We start from the raw sequence: 16,470 nt of genomic DNA, 5'->3' as shown, positions 1-16,470 counted from the left end.
TTCTAACTTTTTATGAGCTTCTCACTAGCAAAGAAGCCCTCAAAAGCTTTTAAAAAGGTCGCTTAATAAAGCTGATGTATGAGCTCTATAACTTTCATTAGCTATGTAAGTTGCTAAGGTAACTTGTATTCACTCCCTGTCATGCAAACTATCCATACAAAGCGTCCACCGTTGTATCTCACTACCCCTTTTGTGTCGACATCCGCTTGATTACTAACACCATCAATTTTTTCATTAATGCTTTTGGCCACTTTTTCAGGCACGCTCCATATACAGGCTGCGATCTTGCACGACGTTGAGTTTGCATTGCAGCCTTCAGGTGTGCTGCCTTTACTCCATTCGGTTTCCTCTTTTACAAGCAATTGTGCCGCAATATAATCAGGATGGCTCAGATACTGTTCAAACCCAAACCAATCGTTATTGTATGGTAGGTATGGGCCGTTCCAATCCTTTGTTCCAGGGTCTTCAATGAGATAGTCGATTGCAAGGTAGCCATACTTGACATTCGTATCAGACGTAATGGGAAGCACACTGCCTGTATCTTGCTCGTATCGATCTGCCGCTTCAAGCATTACCTGTAATTCATTAATAACCTTGTCTCGCTCAGTATCAACGTTTTCGCTGGCTGTTACTGAAAGCGATAATAAAGCAATCAGAATTGTGGAAAGCGTTTTCGTCATTCTTTTTCTCATGGTTCTAGTTGGGATGTTGGTTATGTTTGAAAGTAGTATTGTCAGCGTTTTAATTGCTGCGGCTATATACCACCTAATTTTACACCTGCTTCTCGTCTGCAAGCTGAGAGTAATCTCTCAATTGAATCTTTATCCTGAAGTGTTCTAGCTATTGCAACAGCACCAATCATCATTGCTGTGACTGATAAAATATCTTGTTCGTCACAGTCACAATAGTTACTCGCATGCTCCATAACGGCGGTATTCATGCCATTGTAAACGTTGGCATAAGCTGTTTTTATTGTTTTATCCTGCATATTGATATCTGTGGCTAAGAAAGCAAGCGGGCAAGACAAAGCGTGCTCTCCTTCAACATGCTCCAAACTTAGGTATTTATCTAGCAATAAAGATAACCACTGCTTATTGGATGTGCCCTCTGGCTTAGGGCTGGCAATTTTAGTCTTGCTTGCTCTAAATTTTAATGTTTCACGGTAAAGTTCTGCTTTGCTTGTAAAGTGAGCATAAAAAGCGCCTCGGGTAAGGCCGCAGTTACTCATCAAATCATCGATTGTTACGCCTTCAAAGCCTTTATTTGCAAATAGACTAAAGGAGCTATCAAGAATTTTTTCGCGAGTTTTATTTTTGTGTGCCTTTGTGTAGGGCATAGGGGTGGCCTTTCTTTACTTATTTATGTTTTTTATCATATAAAAAGTTTATTCAAAGATGAAGTGACATCTTTAGAAAGGAAGTACCTTTAAGCAAGGGAAGCTGCGAATAAGTTCTCCCGTCTCAGCATGTAGATAAAAGCAACTAGATTTATTGAGAGGCGCGTTAATTTAAATACTGATCTCTTTTAAAGTGGTTTTTTATTTAACTCTGTAAATCCCTAATTGGCCTTAGATTCTTTTTTGATAAAATGAACATGAATTCACAAAGTGTTCTTATTCTGAAAAATCCGTCAAAAATTGAGGAAAGTGGCTTTTTTGAGGTGAAACTTTAAACTTTATCTTTTAGAATTGCGACCTTAATAATTTGTTAATAAATATTTGTTAGGGACTGCGTTAAATACGCATATCAATACGAGTGATGAGTGCTTGCTGATGCAATTGAGCAAGGACATATAGAGATTTGTTATTTGAAATGACTAAGAGAATGCGCTTTTATTTAATAATAACAGCGACGAGTTTACTGTGGTGGTAATACCTAGCTTTTCACTTCTATTTTCTTTTATTTCTGACATTAGGCATTCTATGCATCCTCTTGGGCATTAACCCTAGGGTAATTGTGTATGTCTTAGGTATTGCATTTTCGAATATATCGAACTCGTTAGTTCATGCTGAGCGCTGACATTGACAAAAAATGGACTTTTTAAACTTTTAAGGAATAGACATGTTCTTGCTTCGTGGATTCATTTATCTTTTTTTTATCGTGGGGGTTGCCCAAGTCATCTCCCTTGAAGGCTTTGAGTTAGGGCCGAATGCCCAGTATTCTGAAGACTCACTGACTGAAACGCTTCAAGATGCGTTTGCTGGTTTCAGTGCAATTATATTTTTCTTAAGTGCTTATTTGAGCACTAAGTTCCGCTATGCTGGCATCTTACTTGGTGCTTTGATGTCTATGATGTTTGTACGAGAGGCGGATGCATTTCTGGATGAATATGTATTTGATGGCGCGTGGCAGTTAATTGTAACGGCTATTATCTTAACGGTTTTGTTATCACTAAAAGGCAAATTTGGTCAGGCATTCAATTCTGTAAAAGACTACTCTACGACGGCAAGCTTTGGTTTTATGTCCGCTGGGATTGTGATTATTATTGCTTTCTCTCGCCTTATGGGCAGAGGATCTCTGTGGCAAGCTGTAATGGATGATGCCTATATGCGTGTGGTAAAAAATATGGTGGAAGAAGGCACTGAACTACTAGGTTATACCATTGTTGTGCTTGCTGCGGTTGAGTTCTTTGTTTACGTTTATCAGCGTCGTGATCAAAGTATTCGAACCATGATCAAATCAAACTTAGTTAGGTTTCCTAAACTAACTTAATTTTTATCACTCTACTTTCTATTGGTAGGGCACTTAGTGCCCTATTTAAATACAGATAAATAACACTGCTATTCTCTAAATTCCAATCAATAAAAAAATCACCCTCGCAATTCTTATTTTAAATAAAAAAACTTCAACAGTATGACCGCTCTTTAACATTAGTGAGGCTTATTTTTATGATATTGTGTTTGATCTTTTAAAATGCATGTCTTGATAAAAAATGTTCTTCGATATGAATTATATACTCTATAGATATAAAGGAGTTTTCGGGTGAAGGGCTATTATATGATGCTGTATATAACAAAAATCAGAAGGGTTATAACAGCGTTTGTAATTGGGAAAAATATACTGTAAATTCGCCTGATAATGGTAGTTACAGAGCCAAATAAATAAGGTTTTTACCTCATCCCTAATGTGGAAAAGATGAACAAACTGAGCCTATGATCGATGAAAGTGTTATATTTTTCATAATCAACTTAGCTTTAGTGCGCGTGAAAATATGTATGACCCTATAAAAGATGGAATGGAAAAAAGTATCGGCCCAGTTAGTTATCATGAGTCTAAACCTCCGCAAACCCTACAACATATTGTCCATAGTTATTGGCAGATAAAAACTGAAACAACATTGGATGAAGATTTTACACTTCATGCTATTCCTGATGCGTGTATTAATCTTTTATTTAATCAGAAACAAACAGAGATAGCTGGTGTTACAGGATTAAAAACCACTTACACTGAATTAAACCTTGGTAAGAATTTTGATTATGCTGGCATTCAGTTTTTTCCTGGGGTTTGGCAAGGACGTTGTGACGAGACAAAAGGTAGTTTTGTTGGTTCAAAATATTTAGGTAAGCTCCCCCTTATTGATGTCAATGTTAAAACTCAAGCGTTGAGTTTTAGTGATAAGCTGCCTATCTTTTCGAATTTGGTGATGAGTTTAGTTGAGCAAAAAATTGTCGAACAAAACAAGATCGTTCAAAAAATACTCTCTAATTTGAATCGGGTGAGTCGCGTTTCTGATATGGCTGACCTTGTTCATATTTCCCCTCGTCAATTGCAACGAATCTTGAAGGAAACAACCGGCTTTTCTCCTCATGATTTTCTAAAAGTAATGCGTTTGCAGCAGTCATTAAAAGAAAATAATGTTGACCTTTATACTGATCAATCCCATTTTATTCGCTCATTTAAAAAGATTACGGGTTACTCTCCCACCTCTTACTTTCGTAAGTATGATGTCTGATTTGTACAATACTGACTGGGCGTCAGGTACTAACATGATGATGTCTTAAACACATTGAGGATAACATCATGCAACAAAATGCAGTGGGTTGGTTTGATATTTACGTAAATGATATGAGCAGAGCAGAAACTTTTTATGGCACAGTGCTACAACGAGAATTTGAAGCCATTTCTGATCCCTCAGATACCTCTGTGATTATGAAGGCTTTTGTCACCGACATGGATCATTATGGGGCTGGTGGTGCATTAGTAAAAAGAGAGGGAGTTGGGCCTGTTACGGGAGGGACAATGGTATATTTTGGTGTTGAAGACTGTGCAGCGGAAGAGTCTCGAGTTGAAGAGTCGGGTGGAAAGGTAATTAACCCTAAAATGTCTATTGGCAAGTATGGTTTTGTCAGCGTATGCATGGACACTGAAGGGAATTTATTTGGTTTAAGCTCGTTTCAGTGATAATAATTATCAGGCCAAAAATCAGCGGTTGCTATGGCTCCGCTGTTTTGCGTGTTAAACCTATTGGGCGTTTGTTAGGGAAGGTATCTTATTCTTATATATGCTAGTTTAATTAAAAATATTAGTTTTTAATTGTGCCTAATTATGTAGTAAATAAAACATATGATAAATATTTTATAAGGAAACAAATGAAAAAATTTATAAGTGCTTTAATTATGTTAGCTTCTTTAGATGTAGTCGCTGGTAGTCGTGTGGAGCAAGGAAAAATTTTTGAAGTGCTAAGCGGCCCTGAGCACGTGAAAGAGTCATGATTAAAGTGAACTCAGCACCAAGCTCTTTGCCAACTTGTTCAGCAAGTTATGGTTCGACTTGGAATTATGTATTTGATGGCTCTTCAGAAGTAGGCAAAAGAACATTAAATATGGTTTTAACGGCGTATGCGTCTGGTAAGAATGTTAAGTTGATAGGAACAGGCTCATGCGGTATTGATGGAAAACCTTATGACGTTGAGCAGCTTGGATCAATTATTCTGAAATAAGAGGGATAAAATTTACAAGGAATTAAAATAGCCGAGCAAATTAAAGAGGTTTCAATACCATTAAGTATCGCAGAGTCCTACTTGAAAGAAATGCTAAAAGCCGATGATACTAAAGACTTTGAACTTTATATTAAACGTTATGAGAAAGGTCGCATCGTAGGCTTTAGCCAAGAGCGGTTTCATAAGGATATTGAGTGCATGCACCAAAACAATGGGATGAATCTTGGTTATGAATTTTTAACCTCACTTCGTACTCAAAGCATTGATGAATTAACTGTCTTTAGATCGGTTTGGAAAGGCATCTACGAAAAACGAGATGCGGTAATCGAAATAGGGATTTATGAAAAAGAAGGCAACTGGTACTTGATTCGCTCCGCTGTTTATTAGTCTCTTACATCTATTTTTATGATGTTAAGACATTTCTTTTTTTAACCATGCCATAAAAACGTTTGAACGCATTAACCTTGGTGAGTTCGGGTCATAAACCATATAACGTTTCACTGGGTTTGGATGTGAAACAGGAATGGGGATGACCAACTCGCCATTATCAAGTTGTCGCTGGCATAAATAAGGTACAGCTAAAGTGACACCGTGTCCGTTTACTACGGCATTGATTGCCATATCCGTGCTGTCAACTTGAGTCCACTTCGTGTGTGCGCTTAAGTCTGTAGTCTCTGTGTGATCGAACCAAGTTTGCCAATCATAAGCCCTAGGGTTTTCTAGGGTAACCAACCAAGTCTTTAGTAAGTCTTTAGCTTCTATTAATGAAAGCTTGTCGGCTAATGCGGCTGAACAAATTGGATACACTTTTGTTTCACCAAAATACTCACATGCCAAGCTTCGAGGGGTCTGTTTTACTACTTCTGTGCCAAAACGTATGGCTAAATCTATGTGTGCTTGTTTTAAATCATCAAAGTCTGAAGAGGATACTACGCGAACTTTAATCTCAGGGTGTTGCTCGCTAAAACTTTGTATTCTGGGCATAAGCCAGAGCGTGGTGAAAGCTTGGGTGGAGCTGATGGTGAGTTCGCCAGCAATCTCTTCTTGGTGAATTTGGCTTAGCCCTTGGTTGATGATCTCAAGAGCTTTTTGAGCTGATTCGAACACTATTTGTCCCTGTTGGCTCAGTAACATCTCCCTGCCTTTACGGATAAATAATTTGGTATCTAACCCTTGTTCTAATTGCCGCATTTGTTGACTGACAGCGGCTTGAGAAATGCACAACTCTGCGGCGGCTAAGCTGTAACTTTTATGCCTAGCAGCGCACTCAAAAGTGACCAATAAATTAATATTTTTAAACAAAATGGATAAGCCTTGAATTTAACTGATGGAGAATTATAAGCATTCCTTATATTAGAAGTCGATTTATGTCGTTGGCAAATTGCTTTAATTATAAAGAAGATAGGTTTATCGAAAGTACGGAATGTTTTGTTATCTCGTACCACAAAAAGGATAAATACTATGTTGAGGATAAATGCCATGTCAGAATTTAAAAAGCTACATCAAAATGCCAAGCCACTTTTATTAGCTAATGTTTGGGATGCGGTCAGTGCAAAATGTGCGCAAGAGGCGGGTTATCAAGCCTTAGGGACCTCAAGTGCAGCAATCGCTAATATGCTTGGATATGAGGATGGGGAACACATTTCGTTTAATGAATTAGCATTTATGGTGCAACGTATTGCAAGCGCGAGTTTGTTGCCATTAAGTGTGGATATTGAAGCGGGATTCAGTCGAGACCCTGTTGTTATCGTCGAACATATTCAGCAATTGGCCGAATTGGGGGTAGTAGGGATCAATATTGAAGATAGCTTAGTTGATAAGGAACGAATGCTCGTCGAGACACATGAATTTACGAACTTGCTTTCTATAGTATGCGCTGAGTTAGCCAAGCATCAGATAGACGTATTCATCAATGTCAGGTGCGATACCTTCTTATTAGGGGTGGACAATGTGATTGAAGAGTCGATTAAACGAGCGCAAGCTTATCAGCGAGCGGGAGCTGACGGATTATTCTTCCCTTGTATTACGCAAGTTGATGATATTGAAGCGATAATCGAGCAGGCATCTATTCCGGTCAATGTCATGGCAATGCCTGAATTACCTGCTTTTGAGACTTTAGCGGAATTAGGGGTGAAGCGTATCAGTACTGGCAACTTTGCCCATGAAACCATGACTGCAACATTAAGGCATCATTTACTGACAATCAAAGAGCAGGGGAGCTCTGCTTCATTATTTACTTAGCCCTCTATTTAACTATTTACTTAGCTACTTAATTAGTTACTTAATTTAACTAGAGAACCAAAGAATTAATGAGGCGAGAAGTTGTCATGCTAATTTGCCTCATTCATCTAAATAGCTGTTTAGATGAATACAGAAGGGTTGAGTGATTTAACGCTTTAATCACGGATATTCGTTGTCCATCACACTTTATAAATAAGTAAAACAACCTAACTCTATCAAGATTATAAAAACACTCCGCTTTATCTTCATGTTATTATTCCTCTTTTAATAAGTATTAATATAAAACGAAGGTGGCGTGCACCCATTTCGTTTTGATCGCTTACATTCATTTCTATTTTTACAGAGGCTTATCATGTATGAATTGCCAAAAATAAACCTTAAAGGCAAGGTGTCAGCCCAGGAGTGGCAGACTCGTGTTGAATTAGCCGCGTGTTATCGTTTGTTTGTGATGCATGGCTGGGATGATCTTATTCATACGCATATTTCTGCGCGTATTCCTGATTCGGAACACTTGCTGATTAATGCATTTGGTTTGAGCTTTGATGAAATTACGGCATCGAATTTAGTGAAGATTGATATTCATGGCAATATCGTGGACCCAGATTGCCCGTTTGAAATTAACCCAGCGGGGTTTACCATTCATAGTGCTGTGCATGAAGCGAGACATGAAGATCAATGTGCGCTGCATGTTCACACGAATGAAACCATTGCGATTGCCAGCCTGGAAAAAGGCCTCTTACCTTTGAGTCAATACTCCATGTTTGCTTTGGCATCCATGAGTTATCACGATTATGAAGGGCTTGCGGTAAATCATGAGGAAAAGCTGAGATTGCAAGCAGATCTAGGCACAGCAAACTTTATGTTATTGCGAAACCACGGGGCGCTAACCATGGGGAAAACCATAGGGGACGCTTTTATGCATATGTACGACTTAATCCGTGCATGCCAAGTCCAATTGCAAGTGATGTCGACTGGTATGGCGCCTATTTATGTGGATCAAAGCATAGTCGATGGCATAAAAGCTCAGGCAAATATTGTCCATTCAGGACTAACAGGTGGACAAAAAGCTTGGCCTGCTATGATGAGAAGAGTTTCTCGTCAATATCCAGATTTTGCCGATTAGGTTGATGCGAGTATCAGTTTAATCGCTTGTAAAAATATAAATAAATATTATCTATGAAAGCCTCTGTCGAGAGTGCTTTTTAGAGCCTTTTTAGTGAATGGTTGAGAGAAAGTTATGAAAATCACTCGTGTAGAAATTTTTGATATTGAATGTCCTAAGCGTCCACCTTGGAATCCTGTGTTTGTGCGTATTCATACGGACGAAGGTATCAGTGGCGTGGGTGAAGCCGGTCTTGCGTATGATTGGGGTCACAGTGCGGCTGCGGCTATGGTGAAGGAAATTGCCGAAGCGGTTCTGATTGGTTTTAACCCTTTTAATACTGAGCTTTTGTGGTCAAAAATGCTGCGAGAGAGTTTTTGGGGATTAGGCGGCGGGCCGGTTTTATATTCTGCTATGAGTGCGATTGATACCGCACTTTGGGATATTAAAGGTAAAGCCTTGGGCGTGCCTGTTTACCAATTATTAGGTGGTAAGGTGAATGATGAGCTTCGTACCTATGCCAGCCAGTTACAGTTTGATTGGGATACCACAATCACTAAATTGATTGAACCAGAAGAATACGCACAAGCGGCGCTTAAAGCGGTTGCAGAAGGTTATGATGCGGTGAAGGTTGACCCGATTGTTTATAACCATGATGGTAGTTCTTCTTTTGACCGCACTAAGTTATTTACCAAGCCACAAATGCGCTTGTTTGGTGACCGTTTAAGAGCGATTCGTGATGCAGTGGGTGAAGATGTGGATATCATTTTTGAATCTCACTCCTTAATGGGGGCAGCGTCTGCGATTCAAATGGGCAGTGTGATCGAAGAAGTCGGCTGTATGATGTATGAAGAGCCAGTGAACTATTTAAATCCAGCAGTTCACAAAAAAGTGGCTGACAATGTGAAAGTGCCGATTGCAGGTGGTGAACGCTTGTATCACAGATGGGATGTGCGCCCTTATTTTGAAGATCAAAGTATTGATGTGCTACAGCCTGATGTGGGTCTATGTGGTGGATTCACCGAAGCGAAAAAAGTGTGTGATTATGCGGATGTCTACGATATTCGTATTCAAGCGCACGTCTGCGGTGGTCCTGTTGCGACAGCAGCTTCATTGCACTTAGAAACAGCGATTCCCAACTTCTTGATTCATGAGCATCACACTTATGCGACCAAAGATTGGAACCGCGAATTATGTATTCAAGACCCTCAACCTAAAAATGGTATTTTCAAGGTGTCTGAAACACCCGGTATCGGTATTGAACTGAACGACGAAGTGGTAAAACGCTCACCTAACGTTACCGTTAAGTAAGCACTTTCGTTTAAGGTTTGCTTGTGCTCAAGGTTTAATCCTAAAGATTAAACCTTGAGCTTGTACCAATAAGCTGCATTTGAATGGGTGAGTGCTGTAATTTGTTCTTGGTTCAACTGGGTCTTATTGTTGAGACTTAGATAGGATTGCCACAAATCATCATAGCCCTTTGAGAATAAGACTAAAGGAAAGTTACTGGCGAGCATCACTCGTTTATCGCCAAATGCCTCTAGGCAAGTATTAATCACGCTAAGCTGCCATGATTCTTTATACGTCCTTTCTGCCATCTCCCAGCCTGAGCACTTAATCGCACATTGCTCAAACTTACTTAAAGCAACAAGGCCAGTTTGCCATTCTTGCCAAGCCAAAGATGCTTGTTGTTCATTGTCCGTATTGGTTTCTATTGGAGGCCAGCCCGCATGATTGATAATCAAGCTTAATGTCGGTAAGACTTTAAGTATCTCTAATAATTTATAGATAGCGGGGAGATCACTGAGTGACATTTGCAAATCAAAACTTAATTGCTGGCTTGCTAGATAAGCTAGGTTGTTTTGTACCTTTGTTTGAGACAGTAACGCACAGGCTTCCTCATCTAAAATATGGCGACAACCCACTACTGATTGATGATTTGTTAAGGCCTCTATTTGATCTATAAAGGCGTCTTCATTAAGAGTGAGATCAATACCTGCGACGGCTTTAAAGGGAAGGGTGCAGCTTGACTCTAACCAAGCGATTTCTCGCCAAGGCTGATCGTTATCAAAACCCGCTTCAATATGAACAAATCCAGCAAGCTGGATCCCCTGACTAAGCATGAGAGCATCTTCATGAAAGTTATGACATAGCTTGGCTTTATCCGGCCAAAAAGGTGCATTACCTTCTCTTAGCCATTGGTAATGCCCTTGATTAAGCTCAAAAAAATGCAAATGGGGGTCAATAATATGCTTCATTCTATCCTGAATTTTCTGTCTTATAAAAGTAAGTTTATTGAGTGGTATAACCGCCATCAATTACCTGTAAACTGCCTGTGATGAACTTAGCTTTATCTGAGGCTAGAAATAAAACTAATTCTGCGACTTCTTCAGGCTGACCTAAGCGCCCCAAGGGTTGAAGCTTGGCTTCCTCTTGATGAATCTCTTTTTTGTTTGCGCCAGATTGATTGCAATAGTTATCGATAGCAGCATGATAGAGAGGTGTTTCAATCGTACCTGGGCAAACTGCATTGGCGCGAATATTAAAACTGGCGTAATCCAACGCTGTGGTTTTAGCCATAGAGGCCAAGGCCGTTTTGGTTAAGCTATAGGCAAAGGAGTTAGGTTTGCCGACTAACGCTTGTTCTGATGAAATTAAAATAATGGCGCCATTTTGGTTAGCTTTCATATTGGGAAGTACGGCTTTTACCGCAGCATAGGCACCTTTTACATTGATGCTAAAGATTTTATCTAGCTCATCTTCACTGGTATTTTCGATTGTCGCAGAGAGGTGTATGCCAGCATTTGAGACTAAAGCATCGATATTATGCTGCTTAGTTATGTCATCAATAATTTGGCTGACTTGGCCTATATTGGTGATATCACATTGGCAAAACACACCGAACTCACTTGATTGAAGGTCAAGGTTAAAGACCTGATAGCCATGCTCTAAAAATAGTTTTACAACACTCAAGCCAATGCCTGAACTTCCACCTGTGACTATGCATGTTTTTTTCATTTGTAGGCTCATCAATCATTTAATTTTCTTGAAGATACAGGATTTTCAATCAGTACAAAAGTTTTCCTTTAGGCTTAAACTTAAAGAGGTATCTTGAGTGGAAAACATTATAAAATAGGGTTTAAATGCTAAAAAAATCAAATACTAGGAAAATGATATGTATAAAGGAAGTTGCTTGTGTGGCTCTATTCAATTTGAGCTAAAAGGTGGTGTGGAAGATCCTATTTACTGTCATTGTTCATTGTGTCGTAAAGCAAGTGGTAGCGCCTTTGCGACGAATGGATTTATCAAAGCTTTGGATCTTGTTTTAAGTGATGCTAAATCTAGTCTTACTTATTATGAAGCTAGCCAAGGTAAGTGTAAGTATTTTTGCTCAAACTGCGGCACACCTATTTATAGTGCTAATGCCGCTGACCCTGACAGGCTAAGAATCCGCTTAGGTGTGTTTGATACAGAGATTGAAGAGCGACCCATTTCCCATAATTTCATCACGTCAAAAGCAAATTGGGAAGACTTGGATGCCGATCTTCCCGTGTATGACAAGCATGAACCTACAAGAAGTTAGGGCCGTACCTCTGCTTAGAATATAGTGATTGTTACGTCTATAGCCTCTGCTTAGAATATAGTGATTGTTACGTCTATAGCCTCGGCTGATTTTTTTGCTAAGAAGGTTAGATGAGCCTTAATTAAAATACGCCATTTGAGTTTTCAATATTACCGCCTGTCATTAAGGCATACAGTCTCATAAAGCCATCAAGGGCTTGAATTGAGTCCCAATGCTCAACAATTCTGCCATTTTCAAGACGCCAAGTATCTATGATGTTCATGCCTTTTTGATCATTGCCTCTGTCTTCTTTTTCAAGGGTGGCATGAGAGTGGAAAATGACATAATCACCATCAACATAAATGTGTTTAACGTCATAGGTATATTCTGGGTAATCTTCAACAAAGTCTTTAAGAAAGCCAACTAGCCCTTGGATTTTATCGGGCAGGTTTCTGTTGTGCTGTTTATAAGCACTATCATTAAAGTTTTCTAACACATATTCAAAATTGTGATTGTTCATTAAATTTTGAACAAAGTCCGTGACTAATTCTGCTTTTTCAAGCTCTGGCTTTGTCCAGCTGTCTTTTTTCAACGATTCAAAATTTATTATGAGCTTGCCTGAGCTTAAGTTGCTTTGATTTGTACCGCTTGCTGTGGCAATGCTGGTTATCAGCAAAAGGGTGATAAATGAAATGATTTTAAACATGATGTACTCCAGAGAAATGCTATTTAAGTTACTAATGTATACTAGGGTAATGAATTGAATGTTAAGGTGCAATAAGGCACTATTAGGTGACTAGGTTACATTTTGGTAACTTCTGGAAGTGTTTTTGTTTGAAAAAGAGGTGAGTGTTGTTATGGCAAAGAATAAGGTAGAAAAGCGCATATTTTATAATAATGAAGAGTGCCCCATTCGTAATGTTGTTGCTCAAATTGGCGATAAATGGTCTTCACTTATTTTATTTGCTTTAGTTGATGGCGCCGATAGGTTTAATTCTCTTAAATCAAGAATAGAAGGAATCTCCCAGCGTATGTTGACTCAAACATTACGGGATTTAGAAAGAGACGGTTATGTTGAGCGAACTATTTTTCCAGAAGTCCCAGTCAGAGTAGAATACGAGCTTACAAAAATGGGGCGTGAATTAGTCAAACCCTTATATCAATTAGTAGCTTGGGCAGAGGCTAATCACCAGGCGATTAATCAGTCGCGCAAAGCATATGATGAAAGGTAGAGCTAGATTGCTACTTCTTGAAAGATAGCCGTAAACATTTAATACAATGAATGAAAAACATTTGATTGATCAGACTAAACTAAATAATGGTGTTTAAAATTAGTCGGGGCATTTATGGCTAAGCATTTAGGGCTTAACACAAAAAGCCACTCTGATATCAGTGTCGATTCACCTTGTGTGCGTAATTGTTGTTTGGATCAGGATGAAGTGTGTTTAGGCTGTTTTAGGTCCTTAGCTGAGATTTTGCAGTGGAATAGGGCGACAGGTGCTGAAAAGCAAGCGATTTTGGCACAATCACTCTTGCGAAAGGCATCTCGACAAACAAAGTTTGGATGATAGTCGTGCTAGCTAGCCTGTGACTAAGTCACCTCTTCTCAGTTTACTCTTTTTAGTGTTTTTCGGAAAAAGTGCTAAACAAGGCGTGGATTTGTCATTGATTAATAGAAAGTTATTCTAATCCCTTTTGAGAAAGGACAACGTGAAAGATATTTTTTTAATATGCTGATCGGCATTACTCTGTCATGCCTTCAGGGTGACGCTTTAGGTCAATGCTGAAGGCGGGTCTTAAAAGTGTTTTAACCACTGATAACCTTTATCGCCGTTAGAATGCCACTTACTCACAAAAAAATTAACCGTGTGTTTAGTGGTTAACGCTAAAGGCTATAATCTGACTGATTTGGCTTAGAGGGCGCTGGCTTTCTTTATGCCAATGGTTAAAAGCATCTTGCGCTGCACGCCAAGCGGATTGTGTATCACGACCTGTGGTGATGATTTCGCGATTCCTTAAATAACCTTCAACATCACGGCTTAAAATAAAGGTATCTTTGCCCATGACTCGCAGGGAGTAAGGGCCAGTATTTCCGCCTAATCGTTTACCTTCTTTTTTAAGGTATGCCCATAGGCCGATAATATCCTTACTTGGCCAAGTGGCCACCATTTTGGCAAAACTGCCGTGCTTAATACTGGCCTCGTGCATCATGAGGGCATTTTTACGGATTGTCATCACCTTGCCAAAATTGCGAATAATACTGGCATCCTTAGCCTTTTCTTCCCACATTTCATCACTGATCAAAAGCATTTTTTCGATATCAAAGCCAAAAAATGCTGTTTCAAAATTGGGCCACTTATTACGTACGACTTGCCAGCTGATACCTGATTGGAAAATTTTCTGGGTCATAGCGGCCAGCCATCTGTCATCACCAATTTGGCTAAGCTCATCTTCTGTTAAAGGGGTTGCTAGCATACTTTCAAGCATGGACGGCCCTTGATGACGATCCGCTGCTCTTTGGTAAATATCATCAAATGACTCATATTTTGGGCTCATAGGTCTTCCTGCTATATCTTGTTCTATGCCGTTTTTTCTTGGTTTAAATCATTTAAAAAGAAGTGTTTGATGCTTGTTTTTTGGCGATCTCAAAAATCGCTGCATTGACTTCTTTTGGATGTGTCATGTTAATAACATGGCCGGCTCCCTCAATCCATACGATTTTAAGTTGGGCGTTAGGAAAGATTTTTTCCGCCATGGCCGCACTACCTGGTCTGACCAAACTGTCATCCGTACCCTGTACGATAGTGATGGGCATGGTAATTTTTGCAAATTGAGATTGCAAGTTGGCTAAGCTAGGTGCGATATCCAACACTTCAGCATTCGAATTGTACCAAGCATCAGGAATCATAAAGTTAGGTATGAAAGAAAGAAGATCATTAAACCAACGTGCTTTCGCCATGACAGGGTCTAAGTCGCCAGCTAGTATAACAATCGCTTTGATGAAATGAGGGTAATCCGCTGCAAGCTTAGGCACTAATGACCCCCCCAAGGAGTGGCCAATGAGAATGATCTTCTTTTCATTATTTTTGCGCCATACATCTTCTAATAATGGGCCCAAAAGTGCAGATTGGCTGCTTAAACTGGTTGGAAAGCGTTTGCCTGGATAACTTGAGGCTCCCCAGCCAGGACGATCAAGGGCATTAATATTAAAGCTTGATAATAGGGTGTCATCTTCAAAATACCGTGAGAAGGCTCCCCAATTTCCTGGGGTTCCATGCACAAAAACTAGACTGTCTTTATCTTGGTTCAAATTAGGCTTACTGCTTGAGACATAATGTAATTGATAACTAGGCAGAGAGATTATGTGGTTACTAATCTGATTCTGACTGACCCTTTCTGTAATCGCTTCATTACGCTTTAGTTGGTCTAATTGTTCTGTCCCTGAACAGGCACTAATAAAAATGGTGATAAGACTAATGAGCGTCAACTGCATTAATTTTGGGGTAATCATGAGTCTCCTGATGTATGTACACATATTCATGGATGTTTAGTCATAAGTTGCGATGGCACTGTGACATAAAAAAGCCTCAGAAAGTTCACTTTTGCATGAGAATCCTGAATATTTACGCATTTTAATTTTGACTATGTTGAGTGCCGAAAAAGCTGGGCGCATTTTATCAAACTCGCCATGAGGTTTGGCTTTTGAGCTTAATAAAGCGTGAAGGCAGGAGGCCAAGGTTTCGCTTAGAAAGTGGTTTATTATTAGTCAGAAATTTCTTTTTTAAACAAAAACCTATAAATAAACCAGATTATAAAACATTTGGTTGAAAGTCAGCGTATAGATTGTCATATAATGGGAACAACTTAGTCTCATACAGATAGAAATAAAATGACTCATTTAAGCGTAAATTTAAACAAAATCGGCCTGCTTAGAAACTCTCGCGGTCGTGATTATCCAAATATGGTTGAAGTGGCCAAAAAAACCTTAGAGCTAGGGGCTTTTGGAATAACGATTCATCCTCGTCCTGATCAGCGCCATGCGACTTATCAAGATGCAAGAGACTTAAAAGCCTTATTGGCGAACTACCCAGGTAAAGAACTCAATATTGAAGGCTTCCCAGATCAAACCTTTATTGATGTGGTGCTAGAAGTGGTGCCTGAACAATGTACCTTAGTACCTGATGACCCAAATCAGTTGACCTCAGATCATGGTTGGAATTTGGGCCGTGATTCTGAAACCTTAGTTCCCATTATCCAAAAAATGCAGGCTGCGGGCATTCGTGTTTGTTTGTTTATGGACCCGGATGCGAGCGCGATGAAAATGGCTAAAGATACCGGTGCTGATCGTGTTGAGCTATATACCGAAGCCTATGCGAATGCTTATGGTACTGAAGAAGTAGAGAATGTTTTAGCCGATTACAATAGCGCGGCTCAAGCGGCGGTTGATGCGGGTCTTGAGGTTAATGCAGGCCATGACCTTGACTTAGAAAATGTGAAAGCCTTGTGTGATTCTGGCTTGATAACCGAAGTCTCGATTGGTCATGCATTGACAGTCGAATCTCTCGATTTAGGCTGGAACAATGTGGTTAAGGCGTATTTAGATCGTTTGTCTTAGGTCCAAGTTACG

The 16,470-nt window shown here is 39.5% G+C and carries 21 protein-coding genes; 13 read left to right on the top strand and 8 right to left on the bottom strand.

Annotated features, from left to right (window positions below; translation table 11 throughout):
• Positions 1 to 113: 113 nt before the first annotated feature.
• Positions 114 to 680, bottom strand: a complete 567-nt coding sequence (locus tag MED121_RS01555) for a hypothetical protein (RefSeq protein ID WP_085987749.1) — start codon at positions 678 to 680, stop codon at positions 114 to 116.
• 74 nt (positions 681 to 754) lie between these two features.
• Entirely contained in the window at positions 755 to 1,336 is a 582-nt protein-coding gene (locus MED121_RS01550) for a TetR/AcrR family transcriptional regulator (RefSeq protein WP_009831825.1), read from the bottom strand.
• Positions 1,337 to 2,060: 724 nt separating this feature from the next.
• On the opposite strand from MED121_RS01550, the gene MED121_RS01545 reads away from it, so the two are divergent.
• From MED121_RS01545 to MED121_RS01525, 6 genes are all read left to right on the top strand, one after another.
• On the top strand, positions 2,061 to 2,711 hold the full coding sequence (locus tag MED121_RS01545; protein WP_009831824.1) for a hypothetical protein: 651 nt from the start codon (positions 2,061 to 2,063) through the stop codon (positions 2,709 to 2,711).
• Positions 2,712 to 3,234: 523 nt separating this feature from the next.
• A complete protein-coding gene (locus MED121_RS01540) occupies positions 3,235 to 3,951 on the top strand; it encodes an AraC family transcriptional regulator (RefSeq protein ID WP_207382763.1) in 717 nt (238 codons plus the stop codon).
• Positions 3,952 to 4,019: 68 nt separating this feature from the next.
• Positions 4,020 to 4,400, top strand: coding sequence for a VOC family protein (locus tag MED121_RS01535; RefSeq protein WP_009831822.1), 381 nt, complete (start codon positions 4,020 to 4,022; stop codon positions 4,398 to 4,400).
• A 188-nt stretch (positions 4,401 to 4,588) separates the two neighbouring features.
• On the top strand, positions 4,589 to 4,711 hold the full coding sequence (locus MED121_RS24700) for a hypothetical protein (RefSeq protein ID WP_009831821.1): 123 nt from the start codon (positions 4,589 to 4,591) through the stop codon (positions 4,709 to 4,711).
• The gene (locus MED121_RS01530; RefSeq protein ID WP_009831820.1) at positions 4,708 to 4,938 is read left to right on the top strand and encodes a hypothetical protein; all 231 of its coding nucleotides are present in this window, start codon (positions 4,708 to 4,710) and stop codon (positions 4,936 to 4,938) included. The genes MED121_RS24700 and MED121_RS01530 overlap by 4 nt, the downstream gene beginning before the upstream one ends.
• Positions 4,939 to 5,019: 81 nt before the next feature.
• Positions 5,020 to 5,325 carry a hypothetical protein gene (locus tag MED121_RS01525; protein WP_036178491.1) on the top strand — a complete coding sequence of 102 codons (306 nt, stop codon included), beginning with the start codon at positions 5,020 to 5,022 and terminating at the stop codon, positions 5,323 to 5,325.
• A 24-nt stretch (positions 5,326 to 5,349) separates the two neighbouring features.
• On the opposite strand, the gene MED121_RS01520 is transcribed toward MED121_RS01525, so the two are convergent.
• The gene (locus MED121_RS01520) at positions 5,350 to 6,240 is read right to left on the bottom strand and encodes a LysR substrate-binding domain-containing protein (protein WP_009831818.1); all 891 of its coding nucleotides are present in this window, start codon (positions 6,238 to 6,240) and stop codon (positions 5,350 to 5,352) included.
• A 177-nt stretch (positions 6,241 to 6,417) separates the two neighbouring features.
• Between MED121_RS01520 and MED121_RS01515 the strand changes: the two genes are divergently transcribed.
• The 3 genes from MED121_RS01515 (at position 6,418) to MED121_RS01505 (ending at position 9,592) form a co-directional block, all read left to right on the top strand.
• The gene (locus MED121_RS01515) at positions 6,418 to 7,179 is read left to right on the top strand and encodes an isocitrate lyase/phosphoenolpyruvate mutase family protein (RefSeq protein WP_009831817.1); all 762 of its coding nucleotides are present in this window, start codon (positions 6,418 to 6,420) and stop codon (positions 7,177 to 7,179) included.
• 352 nt (positions 7,180 to 7,531) lie between these two features.
• The gene (locus tag MED121_RS01510) at positions 7,532 to 8,302 is read left to right on the top strand and encodes a class II aldolase/adducin family protein (RefSeq protein WP_009831816.1); all 771 of its coding nucleotides are present in this window, start codon (positions 7,532 to 7,534) and stop codon (positions 8,300 to 8,302) included.
• Positions 8,303 to 8,416: 114 nt separating this feature from the next.
• Entirely contained in the window at positions 8,417 to 9,592 is a 1,176-nt protein-coding gene (locus tag MED121_RS01505) for a mandelate racemase/muconate lactonizing enzyme family protein (protein ID WP_009831815.1), read from the top strand.
• Between the two features lie 47 nt (positions 9,593 to 9,639).
• Here MED121_RS01505 and MED121_RS01500 read toward each other — a convergent pair whose 3' ends face one another.
• Together MED121_RS01500 and MED121_RS01495 are read right to left on the bottom strand one after the other, a co-directional pair.
• The gene (locus tag MED121_RS01500) at positions 9,640 to 10,539 is read right to left on the bottom strand and encodes an amidohydrolase family protein (RefSeq protein WP_009831814.1); all 900 of its coding nucleotides are present in this window, start codon (positions 10,537 to 10,539) and stop codon (positions 9,640 to 9,642) included.
• A gap of 34 nt (positions 10,540 to 10,573) precedes the next feature.
• Positions 10,574 to 11,299, bottom strand: coding sequence for an SDR family NAD(P)-dependent oxidoreductase (locus tag MED121_RS01495; RefSeq protein ID WP_036178489.1), 726 nt, complete (start codon positions 11,297 to 11,299; stop codon positions 10,574 to 10,576).
• Positions 11,300 to 11,456: 157 nt separating this feature from the next.
• Between MED121_RS01495 and MED121_RS01490 the strand changes: the two genes are divergently transcribed.
• A complete protein-coding gene (locus MED121_RS01490) occupies positions 11,457 to 11,864 on the top strand; it encodes a GFA family protein (protein ID WP_009831812.1) in 408 nt (135 codons plus the stop codon).
• A 121-nt stretch (positions 11,865 to 11,985) separates the two neighbouring features.
• Here the strand turns inward: MED121_RS01490 and MED121_RS01485 are convergent, their stop codons facing one another.
• On the bottom strand, positions 11,986 to 12,549 hold the full coding sequence (locus MED121_RS01485; protein WP_009831811.1) for a nuclear transport factor 2 family protein: 564 nt from the start codon (positions 12,547 to 12,549) through the stop codon (positions 11,986 to 11,988).
• Between the two features lie 124 nt (positions 12,550 to 12,673).
• Between MED121_RS01485 and MED121_RS01480 the strand changes: the two genes are divergently transcribed.
• Both MED121_RS01480 and MED121_RS01475 read left to right on the top strand, forming a co-directional pair.
• Positions 12,674 to 13,075, top strand: coding sequence for a helix-turn-helix domain-containing protein (locus MED121_RS01480; RefSeq protein WP_242603164.1), 402 nt, complete (start codon positions 12,674 to 12,676; stop codon positions 13,073 to 13,075).
• 114 nt (positions 13,076 to 13,189) lie between these two features.
• Positions 13,190 to 13,411: a DUF1289 domain-containing protein gene (locus MED121_RS01475; RefSeq protein ID WP_009831809.1), complete on the top strand. Its 222-nt coding sequence runs from the start codon at positions 13,190 to 13,192 to the stop codon at positions 13,409 to 13,411.
• A 304-nt stretch (positions 13,412 to 13,715) separates the two neighbouring features.
• On the opposite strand, the gene MED121_RS01470 is transcribed toward MED121_RS01475, so the two are convergent.
• Both MED121_RS01470 and MED121_RS01465 read right to left on the bottom strand, forming a co-directional pair.
• Entirely contained in the window at positions 13,716 to 14,399 is a 684-nt protein-coding gene (locus MED121_RS01470) for a DNA-3-methyladenine glycosylase I (protein ID WP_009831808.1), read from the bottom strand.
• Between the two features lie 52 nt (positions 14,400 to 14,451).
• Complete coding sequence (locus MED121_RS01465) at positions 14,452 to 15,354, bottom strand: alpha/beta hydrolase (RefSeq protein WP_009831807.1); 903 nt, start codon at positions 15,352 to 15,354, stop codon at positions 14,452 to 14,454.
• Between the two features lie 378 nt (positions 15,355 to 15,732).
• Between MED121_RS01465 and MED121_RS01455 the strand changes: the two genes are divergently transcribed.
• Positions 15,733 to 16,458 carry a pyridoxine 5'-phosphate synthase gene (locus tag MED121_RS01455; protein WP_009831805.1) on the top strand — a complete coding sequence of 242 codons (726 nt, stop codon included), beginning with the start codon at positions 15,733 to 15,735 and terminating at the stop codon, positions 16,456 to 16,458.
• Positions 16,459 to 16,470 lie beyond the last annotated feature (12 nt).

This window comes from Marinomonas sp. MED121 (genome assembly GCF_000153025.1).
In the GTDB taxonomy this organism is placed as follows: domain Bacteria; phylum Pseudomonadota; class Gammaproteobacteria; order Pseudomonadales; family Marinomonadaceae; genus Marinomonas.
The sequence above is the reverse complement of the archived record's forward strand: the minus strand, read 5'-3'. Positions and strand labels throughout refer to the sequence as shown.

What these genes read in the sequence shown, in the direction of transcription:
- MED121_RS01510 (WP_009831816.1), top strand. Translation starts at nt 7,532, where the DNA reads ATGTATGAATTGCCAAAAATAAACCTTAAAGGCAAGGTGTCAGCCCAG.
- MED121_RS01495 (WP_036178489.1), bottom strand. Translation starts at nt 11,299, where the DNA reads ATGAAAAAAACATGCATAGTCACAGGTGGAAGTTCAGGCATTGGCTTG.
- MED121_RS01485 (WP_009831811.1), bottom strand. Translation starts at nt 12,549, where the DNA reads ATGTTTAAAATCATTTCATTTATCACCCTTTTGCTGATAACCAGCATT.
- MED121_RS01490 (WP_009831812.1), top strand. Translation starts at nt 11,457, where the DNA reads ATGTATAAAGGAAGTTGCTTGTGTGGCTCTATTCAATTTGAGCTAAAA.
- MED121_RS01555 (WP_085987749.1), bottom strand. Translation starts at nt 680, where the DNA reads ATGACGAAAACGCTTTCCACAATTCTGATTGCTTTATTATCGCTTTCA.
- MED121_RS01530 (WP_009831820.1), top strand. Translation starts at nt 4,708, where the DNA reads ATGATTAAAGTGAACTCAGCACCAAGCTCTTTGCCAACTTGTTCAGCA.
- MED121_RS01515 (WP_009831817.1), top strand. Translation starts at nt 6,418, where the DNA reads ATGTCAGAATTTAAAAAGCTACATCAAAATGCCAAGCCACTTTTATTA.
- MED121_RS01500 (WP_009831814.1), bottom strand. Translation starts at nt 10,539, where the DNA reads ATGAAGCATATTATTGACCCCCATTTGCATTTTTTTGAGCTTAATCAA.
- MED121_RS01475 (WP_009831809.1), top strand. Translation starts at nt 13,190, where the DNA reads ATGGCTAAGCATTTAGGGCTTAACACAAAAAGCCACTCTGATATCAGT.
- MED121_RS01540 (WP_207382763.1), top strand. Translation starts at nt 3,235, where the DNA reads ATGGAAAAAAGTATCGGCCCAGTTAGTTATCATGAGTCTAAACCTCCG.
- MED121_RS01455 (WP_009831805.1), top strand. Translation starts at nt 15,733, where the DNA reads ATGACTCATTTAAGCGTAAATTTAAACAAAATCGGCCTGCTTAGAAAC.
- MED121_RS01470 (WP_009831808.1), bottom strand. Translation starts at nt 14,399, where the DNA reads ATGAGCCCAAAATATGAGTCATTTGATGATATTTACCAAAGAGCAGCG.
- MED121_RS01505 (WP_009831815.1), top strand. Translation starts at nt 8,417, where the DNA reads ATGAAAATCACTCGTGTAGAAATTTTTGATATTGAATGTCCTAAGCGT.
- MED121_RS24700 (WP_009831821.1), top strand. Translation starts at nt 4,589, where the DNA reads ATGAAAAAATTTATAAGTGCTTTAATTATGTTAGCTTCTTTAGATGTA.
- MED121_RS01465 (WP_009831807.1), bottom strand. Translation starts at nt 15,354, where the DNA reads ATGATTACCCCAAAATTAATGCAGTTGACGCTCATTAGTCTTATCACC.
- MED121_RS01535 (WP_009831822.1), top strand. Translation starts at nt 4,020, where the DNA reads ATGCAACAAAATGCAGTGGGTTGGTTTGATATTTACGTAAATGATATG.
- MED121_RS01545 (WP_009831824.1), top strand. Translation starts at nt 2,061, where the DNA reads ATGTTCTTGCTTCGTGGATTCATTTATCTTTTTTTTATCGTGGGGGTT.
- MED121_RS01550 (WP_009831825.1), bottom strand. Translation starts at nt 1,336, where the DNA reads ATGCCCTACACAAAGGCACACAAAAATAAAACTCGCGAAAAAATTCTT.